The sequence below is a fragment of the Bacillus sp. USDA818B3_A genome (assembly GCF_009928415.1).
In the GTDB taxonomy this organism is placed as follows: domain Bacteria; phylum Bacillota; class Bacilli; order Bacillales; family Cytobacillaceae; genus Neobacillus.
This window is the reverse complement of sequence record NZ_JAABNN010000017.1, coordinates 48,680-68,349: the sequence shown is the minus strand read 5'-3', so window position 1 is coordinate 68,349 and position 19,670 is coordinate 48,680. Positions and strand designations below refer to the sequence as shown.

The window sequence follows — 19,670 nt, the reverse complement described above, 5'->3', positions numbered from 1 at the left end:
CACCTAAATTCTATTACTCTATTTAAACTTCCACCGCTTGTGGATGCTGATCGGATACCAATTCCAAGTCTGCAGCCAGTGCATTTAATTCAACTTGTTCTACATTTTTACAGCCTGGGATTACACTAGTAACAGCTGAATGCTGTAGGCACCAGGCAAGTGCCCATTGAGCCATATTGACTCCTTCTGGGACTTCATTCCGCCCAATTTCTTCAACTAGTTTAAGCTGTTTGAACACTTCACTTTGTTCATGGTTATTCCGAACATCTTTTTGATCAAACACTGCACCCGGCTTATACTTTCTGCTTAAATAACCGCTTGCTAATGGAACCCGTGCCAGGACCCCAAGATTTTGCCGTTCACAGGAAGGAAAAACTTGTTCCTCTGGTTTACGGTCTAACCGGTTATATACAACCTGAATCACACTGGCATTGACTTCCGTTGCCAAGTCCGTTTGATAGATATTTTCGTTCGAACCGATGGAAATTCCTAGATGACGGATTTTTCCTGCCTTCATCTGCTTGTCCAAAATAGTCCATAATTCTTCATTTTGAAAGACGTCATCACTGCCGGAATGAAATTGATAGATGTCTACATAGTCTGTTTGAAGAGCTTTTAACGAATCATCTAACTGCTTCACTACTTCACTAGCAGACCAATGATTGGTACGGGTAAAGGATTCATGGAAATGGTGGCCGAATTTTGTTGCGACGATCCAATCCTCCCTTTTTTGATTTTTTAAGTAACTGCCGATAAATTTTTCAGAAAGGTGATCACCGTAACATTCGGCTGTATCAATCAAATTAATTCCCATTTCCTTGGCCTTGTCTAAGATTTCATCTACTTCTTTTTGTGTGAAATCTTTTCCCCATTCGCCGCCATATTGCCAAGTACCGATTCCTACAACAGAAACGTTTAAATCTGTTTTCCCAAGCTTACGGTATTTCATTTGGTTCATCTCCCTCTCTTTCCATATGTATAAAAAAACGTTTACAAAAAAAGTATACGTTTTCTTTTTTTGAACAACAACCACTGAAATATTTTTGATATACTATCCTTAATGTTAATTACTATTAAATTTATAGTTACTATAAATGAGAAAGAGGTAGTCTATGAGTGAAGTAAAAGAAACGGCATCCTTAGAGATTGAATGTTCCATTGAAAAAGCACTTAGTGTCATTGGCGGAAAGTGGTCCTTTCTCGTATTAAAAGAGTTATTCGAAGGAAAAAAACGGTTCGGGGAATTACAAAAAGCTATTTCAAAGATCAGTCCAAAGGCCTTAACTGATACGCTAAGACATCTAGAATCCAACGGTGTTTTAATTCGCACTGTTCACGCGACAGTACCAGTCACAGTCGAATATACACTTACTGAAAAGGGACAATCCTTACATACCATCATAAAAGAAATGAAATACTGGGGTTCATACTGGGCATAGTATAAAAGCTTCATTTCTCGGTGAGTGGCAGGGAGTGAACAGGAAAGAGAATAATTTTTTTAAGGCTGCCTAGGCAGCCTTTTTCTTCAAATTCTCATTTTTAAATTGCTTAAGGACGATGATTGTCTGCCAAATCCAGAAGATTTTCACCTGAGTCCTAAAGGATATGAACTTTTAGCAAATAGAATTTTTGAAACGTTAAAGTGATTACGAAAATAGCATAAACTTTTTACATTCTGGTAAACTTGAACTTTAGAAGTATATATAAAAGAGATAAATAATTTCTACAATTAAAACTGACCTCTAAAGGTCAAGCTTTTCCTGGCCATTTTTTCAATCGCAATGTTTCTAAAAAAGTCCCCTTTAGGCAGAATAAAATATATGTATTCCTTTAAGGGAATGAAAAAGACCACATAACTTCTATCATCTTCAAAGCTTTCATTAACGGCATGCTGGGCACGCATACAAAAAGGAGAGGTTTACTCTCCTTCTTCTACTACGATTTTATATCTGTGTGACACTAACTGGGCATCATAAACCTCACGTTCCACGATATAGAACGTCTCACCGTTTTCGGTTACCACCACTTCACTAGGGCTCTTATCAACCTGTGCATCTACCAAGCTTTCATATGGTGCCCCAAGGAGTTCAATTACATTATTAGACATACATATCACCGCCTTTTTGCTATCTTATCAAAATATTGCAAAAAGTAAAGTGAAATTAACAGTTAAATCCCCTTTAGGTAGACGGTTAGAACATATATATATTTGTTGATTTTTTGCTGCAGCGGCAATCTGCTTTAATACTGGTGTTGGAATTAGCCATGATCATCATAATTCTCTCACATATGGCTAGACTAACAAAAGCGCAAACCAATATTTAGCAAAGTTCCATGAGCTCGGCTTCCTCTCGAATCAACATGATGATTCGACAGTTGAAAGCTCTAATTACCGTAATAGCGTTGCTCAAGGAATCTATCTAGGACTAATTGATTTTTTCCAAGCAAAGGAAGCAGCATGGTGACATTCATCCTGATTTTTTTATCTAATAGAGTCCTCATAGTTATCAATTGTTCTTAGGAAATAGCCGGTCTTCTATAAAACCAAACAAAGCTCGGGAAATCTTAATGGGTTTACTTAAAGGTGCAAACATTGTAAAAAATAAGCGGAGATAATTCGGTTAGTCTACAGAATTGAGCTCGATTGGAGGTATATAAGCGGAAGTTTTCCGATTAAGCAAAGCAAAATTAACCATTTTCACGTTTTTCGAGTCAATAGTCGGAATTCTTCCGTCTATTTAAGCTATTTCAGTCCTATCTTATAAATAAGAGGAATTTCTCCCCTTATTTATAAAATTCTGCTTTAGCTTCTAATGAACTTGTACAACTTACGTGTTGTTTTGTGAAAAAAAGAAAATTTTAAAAAGGCGTGGGATATTTCATCTCTACGCCTTTTTTAATGTGCATTATACTGTGAATTGTGTTGAGAAAATTTATGCTTTAGATTAGGTTGCGTGCTTAACCCCTTTGCACCTCACAAGTAAACCCGTTGGGGGAATCTACCCCTTGTATTATTTTAGCTTTTCAATTTTCTCCAAATGTTCGGGACTCCTAACTACCTGGTCTGCCTTTGTGATGGAGACAGGCTTGTTTGTTAGATGCTCCAATTTATATGTGAGAATTCGCTTAACCGATTGATTGATTCGTTCTTCACTAAGTTTCCCCGTTTGGACCGCTTTGATAATGCCGTTATATAATTCCACCTGATGGTCATATTCATGGCAGACTAACAGAAGATCTGCTCCTGCATTGACTGCCATATATCCTAATTGCTCATAGGAATAATACTTGCTGACAGCCCCCATATCCAAATCATCAGTAACCACGATCCCTTGAAATCCTAGACTTTTCCGCAGCAAATCTTCAATAATTATCTTTGATATGCTCGCCGGATATTCCGTATCAAAAGCTGGATACTTTACATGAGTCACCATGACAAAAAACTGATTTTCCTTTTGCTGGGCAATCAATTGCTTGAACGGAACCATATCCACGTTTTCGAGCGTGCTTTTATCCACCTTTACGATAGATTCGTCCAGATGTGGATCAACAACCACCCGGCCGTTTCCAGGAAAGTGCTTAACTGTTGCCGTTACCTGAGAATCATTCAATCCTTTAACTTCCTCTAATCCATAACGCGCGGCTTTATCAGGGCTGCTGCCGAATGACCGTTCATCCTGGTCGGATAAATCAAGAACCGGAGCAAAGTCAACTTGAATTCCCATAGCAGCCAGTTCCTCACCGTTGAGCTTGGCAATATCATACACATCTTCAAGCGACGCATTTTGACCCAGCTTTTGCTCGGACGGGATGGGTGAAACTTGATCTCTCATTCTGAGAACGGGTCCACCTTCCTGGTCAAGCCCTATCATCATCGGAATCGAATTTTCATTACTCTCTGCATCCTGCTTCAGCTTATTCGTTAGCTCGGCCACTTGTCTTGGCGATTGCATATTTCGGTCAAACAGAATCACGCCGCCAACCTTTTGCTCACGTATTAGATTGATAATATGATCATCCTCTTGTTTTCCATAAAAACCGACCATCAACATCTGCCCGACTTTTTCAGATAGAGTCATCTTTTCAATCAACGCATTCACTTTATCCTCTGTAGTTTGCTGATCTTTCCTCTCAGTCGGTTTCGTGTTAGATACCGTACCGTTCCCTTTGGATGAATTAGAATCTTTCTTCCCAGAATCCTGACTAGAGACTTCCCTTATATCATTAGGCACTACTACCTTTGTCTCTTGGCCCCTTTTTAAAAACTGCGCCGTACCGAAACCAGCCAAAAAAAGCAATACAACAATCAGCCAAAAAACATATCTTTTGTTTTTCTTTCTTCTATTCATTCTAGTCATCATTTTAGTATATGAATCTAATTTTTTATGTCTGCCTTCAAAAATTAGATTCATTTTCCTTCCTACACCTGTACCAATGTTTCTCGATTTTCCTTTTCGTCATAACAGGTTCGTTAAAATGAAAAATACAGCACTGGTGGCATTTATTTTTTGAATATCTGAGATCTCAACATCACTTCGGTAATTGGCTTTCAAACCACTTTCCCAGTTAGTAAAATTATATTTGCTCCTTCCGACAGTTGACAATAAGCCAAAAGCAGCAAACGTCACGTTATACCTTGTATGCTTTACTAATAATATATTTAATATTAAAAATTGTGGTAAAATAAATCACAGTAAGTTAGATATAGAAAAGGGGGGTTTGTTATGAAAATACATAGAAAGTATTTTGAGTTTTCTCTGTTTCTTATTGTAGTTTTATCTATTACTATATTTGCGTATTCAAAAATGTTTGAAGATCAATCTTCGAAAACAGTGAATGCCTCTATTGAAAAGAAAACCACATCTACAAATCCTGAGATAAAAGAATCTAGTTTAATAATTGAAACTGCCACTGCTACCCAAGAGGAGCAGATGATCTCAATAGATCTCAAAATCAAAAATAAAAACGAATCTGCCCAGGTTCTTAAGCCTGAATTATTTTCCCTGATTAGCAACACGACTGTCCTTTCCCCGAAAGAGACATCTGATATACCTAAACAAATACCGGCTCAGACCGAAGTTGAGTTTAAATTAATTTTTGATGTGAAAAATATGGAAGGGACGGTTCCGATTAAGTTAGGATTTCAAGCTATAGGATCCTCCGAACCTCAGCAATTCTACCCATTAGGAACCATTAATATTAAAAGAAGCGTGAGCACCCGTCCGACTTCATCTAAACCGAACAGTACAACGACGAAAAGTCCGCAGAAAAAACCTAACACCGAAATTACCTTGCATTCTCAATCCATTGGACCCATACAGGTATTAGTCCCTGATGGCTGGATTAAAAGTCCTCATGAAGGCGGTGACTTTGGAGGTTTCCAGTTTATGAATCCTAAAGATAAAAATCAGCAAATGTTGGTTGTTTATTCGGCTTGTGCTGGATGTGGGTACCCTAAAGCGGATTCGTCTCAAAAACCAGACCCAGTTAGTTTAATTCCTGAAACACCTCTTGACTCTTTTGTCTTTAATAATGGCCTGGCAGCTGGATACTCCTATAAAGTAAACGGGAAGCCCTATACAGGAAATGGGGTTGTTAGGATGAAGCGTTTGAAAGGCTATGCTTTTGTTGAAATCATGCTGCCTGATTCAAAGAAAACCACTGCTGCAAAAATATTAAATAGCTTTAAATTTAATGGGGTACATTAAATAGGATTATCATGAGATAAAATAAGTGATGAGAAAATTACGAACAACCACAAATGAGAAAGTTAATCCTTCATCTAATTTGTAGTTTCTTACGGACACATGCGATTCTTCATTACCGAGGGATCGCTTTTCCTTTATTAAAGAGCATTTGGCAAGGACGAAAGAAAAAAAGAAGCATCGATTAGACACTTCCTTGTGTAAGTTTTTATTAAGTTTTCTTCGAATGACTACAGTGACGGTTCTCCTGCTTCCAAAGGAAGCATAAGAACCGTCCCCCATGACTCTCAATTATTTCACAGTTAAAATAACCCGTTGATAATGTTTTAGATTGTGTGCTCCGTCATCTTGTACTTCCGCAACAATGTGAATCGTATCTCCTGATTTTGCATCTTTTGGTACGGTAAATGTCACAGTGTCTGTGTTACTACCTTTCAACGAGATGCTGTCGGTAATTTCCCCCTCTGCCAAATCGCGGTGAATTCCAAGCTGCAAGGTTCCGGCCATATCTTTCGTTGTCTCTTCCTGTGATCCCTTCCAATCCTGGTAAGTATCGGCTTCAAAGTATCTCCACCAACGATAAGTCAACTTATCTCCATCCGAATCTTTCCCTTTCGCATGAAGGGTTATGGTTTGTCCCTTTTTAACATTTAGATCTAACCCCTCTTTAACTGTAAGGGTAGGATTATGGTTTGCATCTTTGTACTTGGTTGCTGTCACCCAATCTGCCCGAGCGGCAAAATCATCTTGGATATCGTCAAAAAAGCGCAGTAAGGAATATTCTGCTTCATATCGGTTTGTATACACATCATAATCAAGGACGGTATTTTGGTACAATTTATTATTTACCGCGCCAAACCGGCCGCCCCATCCACCATAAGATGGATCTTCCAAGCTTCTTAATCCATTGTCGATTAGATAAAAGAACGATGGCGAATCGCCTTCCGATATAAAGTCATATCGTTTGTATTGTGGATTGTTCTTCAAATATTCTTCACTACCGCGTTGTTCCTCCGGTAATTCACCCGGAATCATCTTACCGTCGCCCATTAAAGCATATAAATCCATCAAAGTACCATGCCCATGTTGGATATTTTCATAATTCCATGCACCCTGCAACTTACTGTTAACTTCGTCCGTATGGTACTTCCACGCATAGGCGAAATGCCAGAAATTTGACTGGTCATTGATAATTCGGATATCCGGCCAGTTCTTCGCAATATACGAGGTGTAGCTGTCATCCTGATCTAGAATGATATAAAGAACCAATTTATCGCTGACTCTTTTCTTGATATCCGCCCATTGCGGGGTATTTTCATATTCTTCTTGGATTGATTTTAATGCCCTGGCAGTCGTGTTTGTGCCGCCCCATGTCTGGACATATAAATCAGAATCATCATTATCTAAAAATAGGTTCTTTAAAAATTCGGATCCTTCCGTTACTTTTTCCATCTCACCAGCAGCAGAAATATTCCCGACCTTCGTCACACTGCTAAGATAATCAGGTGTTGGAAATCCTTTCGCCTGCTTGGTTAAATTCGGATAAGCTTCACCATAGGCATTCAACATATTCGTTAACCAGTCAGTCCCTGTCCATCTATACGGTTTAATACCGCTTTCTTCATCACCCGCATAATGATACACAGAGCTCGTCAGGACAATCCCCTTGATATCCATCTCATTGGAATACAAAAGGGCCCGAAGCATCGAGTTCATATCATCGACTTCACCGTCAGTTGTAATGACTGTTCTCGCTTTAGAAGATTGCTTCTTTTGTTTGGCTTCAGTACTGTTGGTGTTACTCTTTCCCTGACTGGCCCCTCCTTGATTTTGATTCGAAAAACCAGTTGCAAAAAACACACTACATAACAACAAAATACTAAACAACAAAGACCTCTTTTTCATGCTTCCCATCCTTCTATTTTATTTATTATGTAAAATAGGAAAAAAAATAACCTAGACAAATGCAAATACATGCATTTGTCTAGGTTATGCCCGTTAGGTAACATTCCTATTTCATAAATTTAATTAATCCTACCATGATATAAAAACGCTTGCAATAGTACTTTTGAAATGCCAAAAGGACGGTTCTCAAGGTTTATCCAAAAACCACCAGAACCTTCCCTTTGGTCCTCATTTCTGCCGAATGGCTGCTTGTAATGGGACAGAAAATTGTAAAGGACCTGATATACCCACTAATGAAGATCCTACTGTAGTATAAGCAATTGGAGTTTTTCGTGGCACTTTCCCTGCTCCACTACCAATTTGCAAAACTCCCGCATTGACCATCGCACCGATCTTTAAAAAACGGATATCAAATGTTTGTTGTAGATATTTATCCATTTCCATCACCTCTTATAACTATATGCTTAAGAGTTAGGTTCCATTCAGGTATTGAATGTTTACCTCTATATCCACAAAAACGACACCCCTACGACTAGATTCCCTATGTGCTATACTATTCAATCGTTTGATTGAAATCTCTGTAAGCACTGCCCTATTCATCATCAGCCTGCCAAGGATGAAAAAAATTGTAGAAACTCAAAAGGGTTTTTCCTACCTAAAAACCTCTCCTTCCACAATATTAGACTGATTTCTCTTGAACTTACACGTATCTACACACTTCCCCCATTTTCCACATTACACAAATGTTTGATTAAAAATGGATTCACCACGCTATAATCCTGATTTTTGACTTCCAAAGCTCTAAAAAGAATGTCATTAGCTGTCTACGATAGAACCCTAAAATTAGGATATGAAATTTATTCATTTGTTAAAAGAATTTATGTACCAGTAAAAAGTAATCGATCTTATGTAAGGATACACAGTAAGCACAGGGAAGGCTCTCATGCTTCGGAAGCATGAGAACCATACCCCGTGCATGGCCCTCTCCGAACCTCTAAATATATCAATTCAATTCCATTCGCATAATATACCCCTTCCTAATTTTATTTTGTTACCTTGTAAGATTACTTTGTATCCAATAATTATCATTTAAATAGGTTGTTTTGCCTACTACTCCCTATCCATATTTAGCAAAATCAGGTATAAAGGAATAAGGTATAAACTCTAAGGGGGTATATAAATTGAATAAAAAACTATTACCGATTCTATGTTTAAGTATTCTAATCCTAGTATCCTGTACGTCTAAGGAATTTACCGGAAAACTGGAATCCGGTAAAACAGCATTAGAGAACCAAAAATATGAAGTTGCACTAGCTGATTTAAGTAAAGCAAATGAACTGGAGCCGCAAGATATAGAAACAAAGGAGCTCCTAGAAATCTCTAAAAATATGATAGATATAAACGATGCAGTAGCCAAAGGTGAATCGGAAGCAGCATTGTTCCTAGTAAAAAAAGTATTAGATCATAGTCAAATTAGTAAGAAGGTTACTGTCCATGTGAATAAGATTCAAACAGATTTAGAGGATACCATTCAACAAACAATTGGTTTAAAAGATATCATTACTAATGGAAAAGCACTAATAGAACAAAAGAAGTATGATGATGCCCTTGTCATCCTTCAAAATGCGAAGTTAACTAATTCCACAAATGGGGCCATAACAAATTTAGAAAATGAGATAAAACTTCTACAAGCGGAGGCAGAAAAAGCAAAGGAGCTTGCCATTGCCCAACAAAAGCTTGAAGAGGAAAAAAAGGCTGCTGAAGCTGCAAGGAAGTTAGCTGAAGAAAATAGATTAAAAGCATACGGTGGCAATTGGGGAGATGCGAACTTTTATTCAGAGGGTGGTAACGGTTTATCCATAACGTTTAAGAACTCATATACAGCTGCCGTTGCAATCCAGTCCGTTTCTTCCCCACCTGCAAATAGAATAGCCGACATTGAGTTTACAGCAAAGTTCTCAAAAGATGGTACAGCAACTTTTACTTTTGATGATGATGGCTGGTTCTCTAAAGGTAGAGGAACCATTAAACTAGCCAATAATTTAGTCATTGTATCCATTACCATTACAGAATCCTTAGGCGATAATTGGAGTATTTTTGAAGGAACCAAGACTTTTTCCCGGGATAAATCTAAATAGTTTACATAGTAAACAAAAAAGAAACAGAAAAGAGTGGGTTTTTAAGAAATTGGAAAGAGTGTTAAGGTGTTATTTTTAAATATAATGCAAATCCTGACTTGAAGGATAGCTCCGGGCAAAATGCGTTGATGTATGTAACGATTTCAAATGCCACTTTTTGTTACCTATATGTTAAAGGCCGGTGCTGAGCTTTATAGTGAATAGTGAATAGTAATAGTGAAGGCAATTCCACTCTGGATATTGCAAATACTTGGTCAGAGATAAAATCGTTACTTCATTATTAAAATATGGAGCTAAATAGAAGACGTACAAAAGCCGCTAATTGGAAGCGGCTTTTAGTTTGCTGTTTTATCATTCTGGTATTCTTTTTATTCTCGGGTCTGTAAATACATCACTTTCATCTGTACTTCTTGTCGAGAATTCAGACACTACCGCCCCTTCGCTTCCTGCTTTAAACCAATGAAGTGTATTAGGATAAATCGTATATTGCTCTCCTGGCTGTAAAATGATTTCATTGAATACGGTATAGTACTCCTCATCCCCTTGCGGAGGATTCATTGTACGATTTTTTGCTTCTTCCCCTTCTACATATAGATATACTGTTCCATATCGACATCTAAACGTCTCTTCTTTTCCTTCATCAAAATCCCTTTTAGGATGCTTGTGTTCAGGACAAGTTTGATATGGCAGCAAGGCCAGTTCTTTCGCGCAAACCAGATCGGTATTAACATATGTAATCAACTGTAATCCTGTATCCTCAATTTTATTTAATCCAAAGTCAGCTACCTCTAAGCCATTCTTCTCTTCTTCTGTCAAAATGATATTGGCTTTGTCGAACAATTCTAAAGACTTGTCTTTTACTCTTTCAAGTTCTTGTAGATTCATGCTTCATTCCTCCTTGGACGGATGATCATTATCAAAACTGATAACACTCTAATTTCCTACAAACTGACTCCTATTTGAAAATATCCCCATAGCTCTTTTTACATCTTTTTTGATAGCCTCTTTGGCAGCGACCGTAAAGTCATGATAGAAAAGATTTTTGTGATGATCGATATAGTCTTTTACAGCTAGTGCACCTGCGTTTGCAGCATAACTATAGTAGTTAATCTTTCTTACACCGGAATGAATGACGGCTGTATAGTCTTCTTCGCTTAATCCGGAACCGCCATGCATCACAACTGGTCTTTTAATATTCTCTGAAATCAATTTTAGTCGTTCTACATCAAGATTTGGCTCCTTGATATACATTCCATGAACGGTTCCAAAGGAGGCAGCCAATGCATCAATTTCTGTTCTCTCAACAAAATCTTTTGCCACTTGCGGGTCTGTATAATAATCCACTGAGTCACCTTCACTAAGATGCTCTTCCCCTTGGGTTTCTTCACCGCCAATACCGGATGAAGTCATCATTCCAAGCTCCGCTTCGACTGAGACGTTATGTTCATGTGCATATTTAACGACTTCGTCCACCGTTCTGATATTCTCCTCATAACTCATATGTGAAGCATCAATCATCACGGAGCTAAAACCGATGTCGATCGCTTTTTTGACATTTTCGAAATTTGAGCCATGATCAAGGTGTACGACTACCGGAACACTTGCTTTTTTGGCAAATTCCACGAGAATCGGACCCATGATTTCGAGCGGGGTAATTTCAAAATGCACCTCAGCATGTGACATGATAATCGGAACCTGTAATTCTTCTGCCGCTTCAATGACAGCCCTTGCAGATTCCAACGTCGGGCAGTTAAACGCACCAACCGCATAATTACCTTCTTCCGCATTTGCTAGAACTTCTTTTAATGTAACGAGCATAATTAAAATCCCTCCTTAAAGTTCTCTAAGTTCTCTTTTCGGAAATTCCTTATACATGTTGACAAGCTGTTCGTAGCTTCTAACTCCGGACGTACTGTCCTCCTCAGATAAGGAAGAGGCTGCAGCCGCGGTGCCTAATTTCATAGAATCAGGGAGGTCCAACCCTTTTAATGCTCCGTATAATACTCCAGTCACATAAGCATCCCCTGCACCCACTGTTCCTTTGATCCAGTGCCGGTCCAGCAACAGGGAAGGGATACTATAGGTAATGGACCCGTCATATCCAAAGCTGCCTTCCGGAGTATGAATGACAACCCAGTCTTTGACTCCTAGTTCCATCAATTTAAAAAGAGTCTTTTTTATATTTTTAATGATTAATGCACCCGATGAATCTCGTAAACTGATACCCACACTTTTGCCTGCTTCGAGTTCATTGATTACACAGTAATTTGTATACTTTAAAGCTGGCGGGACAAGTGTTTCATACCGGTTACTATTTTCACTGACAATATCAATCGACGTTTTAATGCCCAGATCTTGTGCTTGTTTCAAGACCTTTGCCATCTTTGTCCCAAACTCAAGATCCTCTTGATCTAATGATTCTAATAAAAGAATGTAGGCTATATGGAGAATCTTCGAGTTCAGCATTTCCAACTCGATCATCTTCTCATCAAATAAACTTGAATTCCCTCGGTAGGTAAAAAAGGTCCTGGTATGGTCATTCTCATCTTGAATCACATCTGTAAAGGGAGTATCTCCAATCACCTTCACATGGCTCATATCGATGTTTTTATAGTTTCCTAGTTTGTCTTTTAGAAAATGACCCTTATCATCGTCTCCAAGAAGTGCGATGATCTCAATCGGCAGGCTGTGATCCATTTTTGCCAACGTAATCGCACAGTTGGAGACTGCCCCTCCATTTGACCTTGAAATGCTTCTGATCGTTGTCAATTCAGATTTATTGGGATAACTTTCAATTTTCTTAATTTCATCTACAGCAATTGTTCCTGCAAATGCAATTCCCTCATTCAATTGATCACCCTCTTAGTGATCATAGCCCTAAAATCATTTGCCCATTGATAACTTCGTTTCATCCATAGGCTATAGAATGATAGACTATGCTCTTCTTTTTTTAATGACATCCGCATAAACAGCCACTAATATGACAATCCCTTTAACAATATATTGCCAAAACGAACTTACTCCCATCAGGTTTAATCCATTGCTTAGTACACCAATAATGAGAGCACCGATTACAGTGCCGCCAATCCTGCCGTAGCCGCCTGTCATACTCGTTCCACCTAGAACAACTGCGGCAATCGCGTCAAGTTCTGCTCCAGTTCCTGATGTAGGCTGCCCTGAGAACATACGGGAAGCCAGAACAATCCCCGCTACAGCAGCCATTAAACCACTGAATGTATACGCAAAGAACTTTACTTTTTTGATATTAATACCGGCAAATTTAGCCGCTTCTGCATTTCCGCCGACTGCATACATATAGCGGCCAAGCTTGGTTTTATTCATGATTAGATAACATACGACTAATAGAATAATTAAATATAATACCGGCATAGGTAATACTCCGCCAATATAACCGGAACCAATGGAGTTAAACGATTCTGACATGACCCTGATTGGTTTTCCATCAGTGATTACATATGCGGCTCCCCTCGCGATATTCATGGTTGCAAGGGTGACAATGAACGGAGGGATGACAGTGGTAGCTGAAACATAACCATTCACAGCACCAATTAACATTCCCACTAATAGACCCACAGCCACTGCGACAATAACCGGTGCTCCTAATAAGGCAATCAGTCCAGTTGTTACCACTCCTACTACCGCCATGATGGATCCTACCGAAAGGTCAATACCGCCTATGATAATGATCATGGTCATGGCTAAAGCCAAATATAGATTAGTAGATGTTTGTCTTAATACATTAAGGAGGTTATTAGAATTTAGAAAGTTGGGATTGACCATCGATATGACGATGCATAAGACTAGTAAACCTATGATGATTCCCATATTATTTCGAAAAAAGTTTATGATCCCACCCCCGACATTTGGAGCGGAGTGGGCTTTCTTATTAACATTGATAGACACTTGAGACATGTCAATTACCCCCAGTCGCGTAATGCATAATGGTTTCTTGGTTAAAACGATCTTTATTCAATATCGTTTGGATTTTGCCTTTGCACATGACGGCAACTCGATCACTCATATTAATCACTTCAGGCAGTTCAGAGGAAATCATGATAATAGAAACGCCCTCTTTGACTAACTGGTTCATGATAGAATAGATCTCCGCTTTTGCCCCTACATCGACACCTCTAGTAGGTTCGTCCAGAATTAAAACTTGCGGTTTAGTGGCCAGCCATCTCGAAATTAAAACCTTTTGCTGATTTCCACCGCTTAGATTCTTTACTTCCTGGTCCGGGCTTGGCGTCTTAATCTTTAAGTCCCTTATATAGTTATTTGTTTCATTGCTTTCATAATTAGAATTAACCTTGAAGAATTTCATGAATTCATCCAGTATCTTGATGGTTAAATTGTATTGAACTGACTGCGTTAGGAATAACCCTTCTTCTTTACGGTTTTCCGTTACATACGCAATTCTGTTCTTTATGGCATCATTTGGATTTTTAATTGTTACTTTATTTCCTTTTACAAATATTTCGCCCTGTTCGAAAGGATCCAAGCCGAATATGCATTTCATAAGTTCTGATCTGCCGGCGCCTACTAATCCGGAAAAACCTAGGATTTCACCTTTCCTGAGTTCAAAACTGGCATTTTCTACAACGCCCTTTTTCGTTAAGTTATTAACTTTTAAGACACATTCACTTGATGCTGAAAAGTCCCTGACGTAGTAATTGGTCAGTTCCCGGCCTACCATCATAGCGATTAATTTATCATTTGTTGTATCTTTTGTTATAACTGTGCCTATATAAGTACCATCACGCATGACAGTGATTCTATCAGTGATCTCAAATAATTCATTCATTCTATGAGAAATATAGACCATTCCAACGCCTTGCTCTTTTAAATTTCTAATCGTTTTAAATAAGAATTCCACCTCTTTTTCCGTCAATGATGAGGTTGGTTCATCCATTACAATGATTTTTGAATTAAAGGATACCGCTTTTATGATTTCAATCATTTGCTGTTGAGCCACATTTAATTTATTCACCGCTGTATCTGCAGATAATCCCAAGTCAAAATCGTCTAAAAATTTTTGAGCATTCTCATACATGGTCTTCTGATCGATAAACCCCGTTTTTGTTAGCGGTTCACGACCTAAGTAGATATTTTCAGCTATCGATAAATAAGGGACTAAGCTGATTTCTTGGTGAATAATGCTTATGCCATATTTTTGGGCATCTTTTACACCACTAATCTGAACTTCATCCCCATTTATAAAGATTTGGCCTTCGTCAATGCTATAGATGCCATTCAATATTTTCATTAGCGTTGATTTACCTGCACCATTTTCCCCAAGAAGTGCATGAACTTCGCCCAATTCCAGGTCGAAGTTTGCGCCCTTTAAAGCATAAACCCCAGGAAACCGCTTTGTTACACCTTTCATTTCCAACAGTTTAGCGCCCATATTTTCCACCTCGTTAAATTAGAAGGGGTGACCCATACGCTCAATCCTAGTCAAACTAGTACAAAATAAAGCTATTTCAGCTTGTATTCAATATACTTGTATGAAGAAGGCCGGCACTTAAGTTTTCTTAGTCACCCATTCATCTAAATCATTATTTACTGCTGCTTACTGCCATCCATCTATACCGTATTTATCGACATTATCTTTGTTGATTAAGAATGTTTCTACTGGATTTCTCTTCTCAAACTTTTTACCTTTTAGCACTTTGTATGCTACATCAACTGATTCTTTTCCGATTGAAATTGGTGATTGTGCACCTGTTCCAACAAGTGGTCCGCCTTCTTTAATTGCTGCTTTGGCATCAGGAGAACCATCTACCCCATAAATGGCAATATCGGATTTATTCGCGGCTTTTGCTGCTGCTAAAGCACCTAACGCGGTTGGATCATTTCCGCCCATGATTGCAACAATATCAGGATGAGCTTGTAGGATATCTTCGGTGATACCTAGAGCTGTTTGTAAATCTCCTTTAGCATCTTGCTGTGCTACAATTTCAAAATTTTTCCCTTTAATGGCTTCCATAAACCCTGCAATTCTATCATTGATAGAATTCATTGTAGGACTGTCAAGGACCGCAATCTTTCCGCCATTTGGAAACCTTTTTACAAGATCTTCTCCGTCTACTCTACCTGCATTTTTGTTATCAGAACCAACGTAAGCGGTAACATATTTAAAGTCCTTAACTTCTGTATCATAGTTGATAATCGGAATATTGGCTTCTTCGAGCATCACTAATGCAGGTCTAATACCTTCCCAATCCACAGGATTTAAGAAGATCCCATCAATTCCCTGAGCAATCATGTCTTCAATTTGATTAATTTGAAGTTCCACGTTCATTGCTGGATTGGTGGTAATTAGCTTGTCGCCATTCGCCTCTACCTTTTCGCGGATGGACTTTTCAAGCACTTGGAAGAACGGATTGTTCTGTGTCATAGATGTGTAACCAAAAACGTAATGTTCTTTAGACTTTCCAGCAGATCCACTAGATTGATCGCTTTTGTTACATGCAACTAACCCAAAAGCCAGCAATGCAACTAAGAAAATGGAAACTAATTTTTTCATTGGTATGCCCCCTCTTTACTATGTAAATAAATTTTTCTGAGACAGGATGTAAGCCCTTTCTCTTAAAAACATCATAACAAGGGCAGCCGAACACGTCTTTTCGATTAATTAACAATTTTTATAAAAATTTAACTTTTATTAAGCGCTTACGTTTTCTTTATAAAAATATAAACATAAAAAGGGCGGCACACTGCTGCTGGCAGGTGCTCACCCTTTTTATGTTTATCGAACTTTTGCAGTACACTTTTTATTCATTGTTTTGGCTCTGTTAAATGGGGCTGTTTATTTCCGCTTCTGGAACTGACAACTTTTTTAGCTGTTAGTATTCAGCATTGACGGCAGTGCAGCACCTTTTCGATATTGATTGGGAGAAACACCAACAACCTTCTTAAAAGCAGTGCTAAAATAATGCTGAGATTCATACCCGACTTGTTCAGCTATTTCATATACCTGCAAATTGGTAGAATTCAGCAGCTTGATCGCTTTTTTTATTCTCATTTCGGTAACCAAACCTGTAAAGGAAGTTCCCAATCCTTGTTTAATCATCCGGCTTAAATAGACAGATGAAACTTGTAATTGCTGGGCAATGGATTCCAGGGTCAGCTCAGGATTCGTATATTGCTGGCATATATAATTTTTTGCCCGTCTTACCATAGGAGAAATGTGTGACCCCTCATGAACCTTCGTTTTACAATTCTCGTAAACGGAAGGAACCACAGCAAAATCTCCTGAGATGGATTCTGAATAAAGAGTCGGGGACACCTGTAAATAGGACTCGATACTCGTTTCTATCTCTGAAAATGATTCTTCTTGAACTTGTCCCCACAATAGGATGAAAAGCAGATCGGATGGGTCAGTAAAAACCAGCTTTTGCTGTTTTTCCAACACTTCTAAAATAACGTTTTTCATCCCGAATAAAAACAATTCCTTATCCGCCCCTTGTATAAAGGGTTGATTCATCTCCAATTCCTTACTGCGAACGACGGCCATTAAATCAGGCACTTCCACCGGGAGCCCCCAAAACTGAAGCTGCTCCTTAATTTCATCGGCTGCCAGATTTCCGTCCACCCAATTCCGACAAAATTGTTCTTGAATGAACGATGTATTCTCCGAAATGTGGCTCGAGGCTATTTCTAAATACTTCCTTTGGGCCCTCATCGTCTGTAGATTACTCGCCACTTTTTTAAGGACCTCCGTTAAACTATCCGGTTTGATTGGCTTTAAAATATAATCCTCCACCTGTAACCGTAGAGCTTCCTGGGCATAACTGAACTCATCATAGCCTGAAATGACCACAACCTTACATTTAGGAAGGCTGTCCCGGATATTTTTAATCAACGTCAGTCCATTCATAATTGGCATGTTTAAGTCCGCCAAAAGAATATCTACTTCATATTTCAGCGCCAATTCTAATGCTTCTTCACCATCTTCCGCTTCAGCTGCCACTTCCATCCCAATATAATTCCAGTCGATGGAATACCGGATCCCTTCTCGAATATTTGGCTCGTCATCTGCAATTAATACCTTTAATAGCTGCTTCAAGCATAACCCCCCATTACGTATAGGATTTATATATATATCAATTCAATGGAAGAAGAATTTTCACGGTTGTTCCTTTTCCTTTTACACTATCAATGTATAAACCATATGGATCCCCATGCGTCAGCTTTATCCTGGCTTGAACATTCATAACACCATAGCCAATCGTAGTCATCTTCTTCGTTTCTTCCAAACTATCAAAGTTAAAGGCCAGACTTTCACGTAATGCAGCTAATCTTTCCCCTTCGATTCCCACTCCATCATCCATTACAGAAAGGGCTAAATTCCCCTCATGTTCTTCCCCGCTAATGGAAATATGCCCCGGCCCCCTCCTCTCTTTAATTCCATGATAGATGGCATTTTCAACGATTGGCTGCAATACAATTTTTATAACTGATATATTGGCAAGTTTCGGGTCTATGGAAATACTATAATTTAACTTTTCTTTATATCTGGCCTTTTGGATTTTCAAATAACTTTCAATATGCTCTATTTCATTCGCCAATGGGATCAAGTCGTTGCCTTTACTTAGACCAATCCGGAAAAGCTGTGATAGGGAGTCCACGACTTCGGCCACATCCAACGCCCCTTTTCTCCGGGCCATCCAATTAATGGTGTCAAGCGTATTGTATAAAAAGTGCGGCTTGATATGGGATTGCAATGCCCGTAATTCTGCTTCCTGCTTTTGCCTCCCCTGAATTTCGATGAGTGAAATCAGCTTGTTGATCTGCTCCAACATCGTGTTAAAACTGCGCCCCAGCTTCCCAATTTCATCTGCCCGATCGCCTTTATAGCGAATGGATAAATCACCTGACTCAACTTGATTCATAAAAGCATTTAATTGATTAATCGGCTTTGACATTGAAAAAGATATGTAATAAGATGCACCAATTCCAAATGCAAAAACGATAAATAAAAAGCTAATCACGTAAAAGTTAATCTTATGTACTTCCATTACCGACTCATTTGTCGGGAATACCCCGATGGTCGTCCAATTCGAAAATGGAGACTTTCTATAGATGAATTGCATGTTTTTCCCGTTTATCTTTTTCGAAAATGTGCCTGACGATCCCTTTTTTAACCAGCTAAGCTGTATTTTGTCGACCAAAGAGCCTTGTGGGGAATAAATGACTTCCCCCTCATCATCGATGACCATTAGATAACCTGTTTTCCCTAATTTTACATCTTCGATGACTTTTGATATCACCCGCGATTTTAAATCTATTAAGATGACTCCAACCACCGTCTGCGATTCGGGATCCAGGATTGCCCTAGCCCCCGATACAATTTCACTATTCTTATAATTTACATGGGTTCTGACACTTCTATCTGCCGGATGGCCGATAATCTTAAAAATACCATTATTCTCAATCGCTTCCCGATACCAATTTTCCTTTATTAGAGATTTAATATTACGAGTATACATCTCATTACTGAGATATTTACCTTTATCATTTATCACAAGGATTCCCGCGATTTCAGGATTAACTGTTGTAAACCCTTGCAAAAATTGCTGCATTTCGTACTGATCATTTTCATTTGCCGCTTTTCCATCCTGGAGAAATCGGATGATATCCGCATTGAATGAGACAAGATAGGAGGTATCCTGCATATTTTCCACGTACGATTCCAATGATTGGTTCGCCTGGCCGATTAGTTGCAGTGTATGTTTGGTTGCCTGCTTTTCAATAATTTTATCTACAGCCATACTGATCATCGAGCTAAAACCGATGGAGGGCAGGATGCTGATGATGAGCAATAAAGCTATGATTTTATAACGAATGGGTAAATCATTTATTTCTAATGAGGTCATTTTTTTCAACATCATCACTCAAT

16 protein-coding genes are annotated in these 19,670 nt (G+C 38.7%); 3 read left to right on the top strand and 13 right to left on the bottom strand.

What is annotated here, in order from left to right; genetic code table 11:
- Positions 1-22: 22 nt before the first annotated feature.
- Positions 23-949, bottom strand: a complete 927-nt coding sequence (locus GXK58_RS20675) for an aldo/keto reductase (RefSeq protein WP_160725074.1) — start codon at positions 947-949, stop codon at positions 23-25.
- Positions 950-1,112: 163 nt separating this feature from the next.
- On the opposite strand from GXK58_RS20675, the gene GXK58_RS20670 reads away from it, so the two are divergent.
- Positions 1,113-1,439, top strand: a complete 327-nt coding sequence (locus GXK58_RS20670; RefSeq protein WP_160725073.1) for a winged helix-turn-helix transcriptional regulator — start codon at positions 1,113-1,115, stop codon at positions 1,437-1,439.
- A gap of 479 nt (positions 1,440-1,918) precedes the next feature.
- Here GXK58_RS20670 and GXK58_RS20665 read toward each other — a convergent pair whose 3' ends face one another.
- The gene (locus GXK58_RS20665; protein ID WP_160725072.1) at positions 1,919-2,107 is read right to left on the bottom strand and encodes a hypothetical protein; all 189 of its coding nucleotides are present in this window, start codon (positions 2,105-2,107) and stop codon (positions 1,919-1,921) included.
- A gap of 904 nt (positions 2,108-3,011) precedes the next feature.
- A complete protein-coding gene (gene nagZ, locus GXK58_RS20655; RefSeq protein WP_160725071.1) occupies positions 3,012-4,412 on the bottom strand; it encodes a beta-N-acetylhexosaminidase in 1,401 nt (466 codons plus the stop codon).
- A 312-nt stretch (positions 4,413-4,724) separates the two neighbouring features.
- Here nagZ and GXK58_RS20650 point away from each other — a divergent pair, with 312 nt between their 5' ends.
- Positions 4,725-5,708: a hypothetical protein gene (locus GXK58_RS20650; protein ID WP_160725070.1), complete on the top strand. Its 984-nt coding sequence runs from the start codon at positions 4,725-4,727 to the stop codon at positions 5,706-5,708.
- A 288-nt stretch (positions 5,709-5,996) separates the two neighbouring features.
- On the opposite strand, the gene GXK58_RS20645 is transcribed toward GXK58_RS20650, so the two are convergent.
- Together GXK58_RS20645 and GXK58_RS20640 are read right to left on the bottom strand one after the other, a co-directional pair.
- On the bottom strand, positions 5,997-7,610 hold the full coding sequence (locus GXK58_RS20645) for a DUF1593 domain-containing protein (RefSeq protein WP_160725069.1): 1,614 nt from the start codon (positions 7,608-7,610) through the stop codon (positions 5,997-5,999).
- 228 nt (positions 7,611-7,838) lie between these two features.
- Positions 7,839-8,048 carry a spore germination protein GerPB gene (locus GXK58_RS20640; protein ID WP_160725068.1) on the bottom strand — a complete coding sequence of 70 codons (210 nt, stop codon included), beginning with the start codon at positions 8,046-8,048 and terminating at the stop codon, positions 7,839-7,841.
- Positions 8,049-8,791: 743 nt separating this feature from the next.
- On the opposite strand from GXK58_RS20640, the gene GXK58_RS20635 reads away from it, so the two are divergent.
- A complete protein-coding gene (locus tag GXK58_RS20635; RefSeq protein ID WP_160725067.1) occupies positions 8,792-9,748 on the top strand; it encodes a hypothetical protein in 957 nt (318 codons plus the stop codon).
- A 351-nt stretch (positions 9,749-10,099) separates the two neighbouring features.
- Here GXK58_RS20635 and GXK58_RS20630 read toward each other — a convergent pair whose 3' ends face one another.
- The 8 genes from GXK58_RS20630 to GXK58_RS20595 all read right to left on the bottom strand — a co-directional run bounded on the left by GXK58_RS20630 (position 10,100) and on the right by GXK58_RS20595 (position 19,662).
- Positions 10,100-10,633, bottom strand: a complete 534-nt coding sequence (locus tag GXK58_RS20630; RefSeq protein ID WP_160725066.1) for a D-lyxose/D-mannose family sugar isomerase — start codon at positions 10,631-10,633, stop codon at positions 10,100-10,102.
- 48 nt (positions 10,634-10,681) lie between these two features.
- Positions 10,682-11,566 carry a class II fructose-bisphosphate aldolase gene (locus GXK58_RS20625; protein WP_160725065.1) on the bottom strand — a complete coding sequence of 295 codons (885 nt, stop codon included), beginning with the start codon at positions 11,564-11,566 and terminating at the stop codon, positions 10,682-10,684.
- Between the two features lie 15 nt (positions 11,567-11,581).
- Complete coding sequence (locus GXK58_RS20620) at positions 11,582-12,598, bottom strand: carbohydrate kinase family protein (protein WP_160725064.1); 1,017 nt, start codon at positions 12,596-12,598, stop codon at positions 11,582-11,584.
- Positions 12,599-12,682: 84 nt separating this feature from the next.
- The gene (locus GXK58_RS20615; RefSeq protein ID WP_160725063.1) at positions 12,683-13,681 is read right to left on the bottom strand and encodes an ABC transporter permease; all 999 of its coding nucleotides are present in this window, start codon (positions 13,679-13,681) and stop codon (positions 12,683-12,685) included.
- Position 13,682: 1 nt separating this feature from the next.
- Complete coding sequence (locus GXK58_RS20610; protein ID WP_160725062.1) at positions 13,683-15,173, bottom strand: sugar ABC transporter ATP-binding protein; 1,491 nt, start codon at positions 15,171-15,173, stop codon at positions 13,683-13,685.
- 165 nt (positions 15,174-15,338) lie between these two features.
- Positions 15,339-16,295 carry a sugar ABC transporter substrate-binding protein gene (locus tag GXK58_RS20605; RefSeq protein WP_160725061.1) on the bottom strand — a complete coding sequence of 319 codons (957 nt, stop codon included), beginning with the start codon at positions 16,293-16,295 and terminating at the stop codon, positions 15,339-15,341.
- A gap of 312 nt (positions 16,296-16,607) precedes the next feature.
- Positions 16,608-17,837: a response regulator transcription factor gene (locus tag GXK58_RS20600; RefSeq protein WP_160725060.1), complete on the bottom strand. Its 1,230-nt coding sequence runs from the start codon at positions 17,835-17,837 to the stop codon at positions 16,608-16,610.
- Between the two features lie 37 nt (positions 17,838-17,874).
- Positions 17,875-19,662, bottom strand: a complete 1,788-nt coding sequence (locus GXK58_RS20595) for a cache domain-containing sensor histidine kinase (RefSeq protein ID WP_337248203.1) — start codon at positions 19,660-19,662, stop codon at positions 17,875-17,877.
- Positions 19,663-19,670: the final 8 nt, after the last annotated feature.

What these genes read in the sequence shown, in the direction of transcription:
- GXK58_RS20675 (WP_160725074.1), bottom strand. Translation starts at nt 949, where the DNA reads ATGAAATACCGTAAGCTTGGGAAAACAGATTTAAACGTTTCTGTTGTA.
- GXK58_RS20670 (WP_160725073.1), top strand. Translation starts at nt 1,113, where the DNA reads ATGAGTGAAGTAAAAGAAACGGCATCCTTAGAGATTGAATGTTCCATT.
- GXK58_RS20665 (WP_160725072.1), bottom strand. Translation starts at nt 2,107, where the DNA reads ATGTCTAATAATGTAATTGAACTCCTTGGGGCACCATATGAAAGCTTG.
- nagZ (WP_160725071.1), bottom strand. Translation starts at nt 4,412, where the DNA reads ATGAATCTAATTTTTGAAGGCAGACATAAAAAATTAGATTCATATACT.
- GXK58_RS20650 (WP_160725070.1), top strand. Translation starts at nt 4,725, where the DNA reads ATGAAAATACATAGAAAGTATTTTGAGTTTTCTCTGTTTCTTATTGTA.
- GXK58_RS20645 (WP_160725069.1), bottom strand. Translation starts at nt 7,610, where the DNA reads ATGAAAAAGAGGTCTTTGTTGTTTAGTATTTTGTTGTTATGTAGTGTG.
- GXK58_RS20640 (WP_160725068.1), bottom strand. Translation starts at nt 8,048, where the DNA reads ATGGATAAATATCTACAACAAACATTTGATATCCGTTTTTTAAAGATC.
- GXK58_RS20630 (WP_160725066.1), bottom strand. Translation starts at nt 10,633, where the DNA reads ATGAATCTACAAGAACTTGAAAGAGTAAAAGACAAGTCTTTAGAATTG.
- GXK58_RS20625 (WP_160725065.1), bottom strand. Translation starts at nt 11,566, where the DNA reads ATGCTCGTTACATTAAAAGAAGTTCTAGCAAATGCGGAAGAAGGTAAT.
- GXK58_RS20615 (WP_160725063.1), bottom strand. Translation starts at nt 13,681, where the DNA reads ATGTCTCAAGTGTCTATCAATGTTAATAAGAAAGCCCACTCCGCTCCA.
- GXK58_RS20610 (WP_160725062.1), bottom strand. Translation starts at nt 15,173, where the DNA reads ATGGGCGCTAAACTGTTGGAAATGAAAGGTGTAACAAAGCGGTTTCCT.
- GXK58_RS20605 (WP_160725061.1), bottom strand. Translation starts at nt 16,295, where the DNA reads ATGAAAAAATTAGTTTCCATTTTCTTAGTTGCATTGCTGGCTTTTGGG.
- GXK58_RS20595 (WP_337248203.1), bottom strand. Translation starts at nt 19,662, where the DNA reads ATGATGTTGAAAAAAATGACCTCATTAGAAATAAATGATTTACCCATT.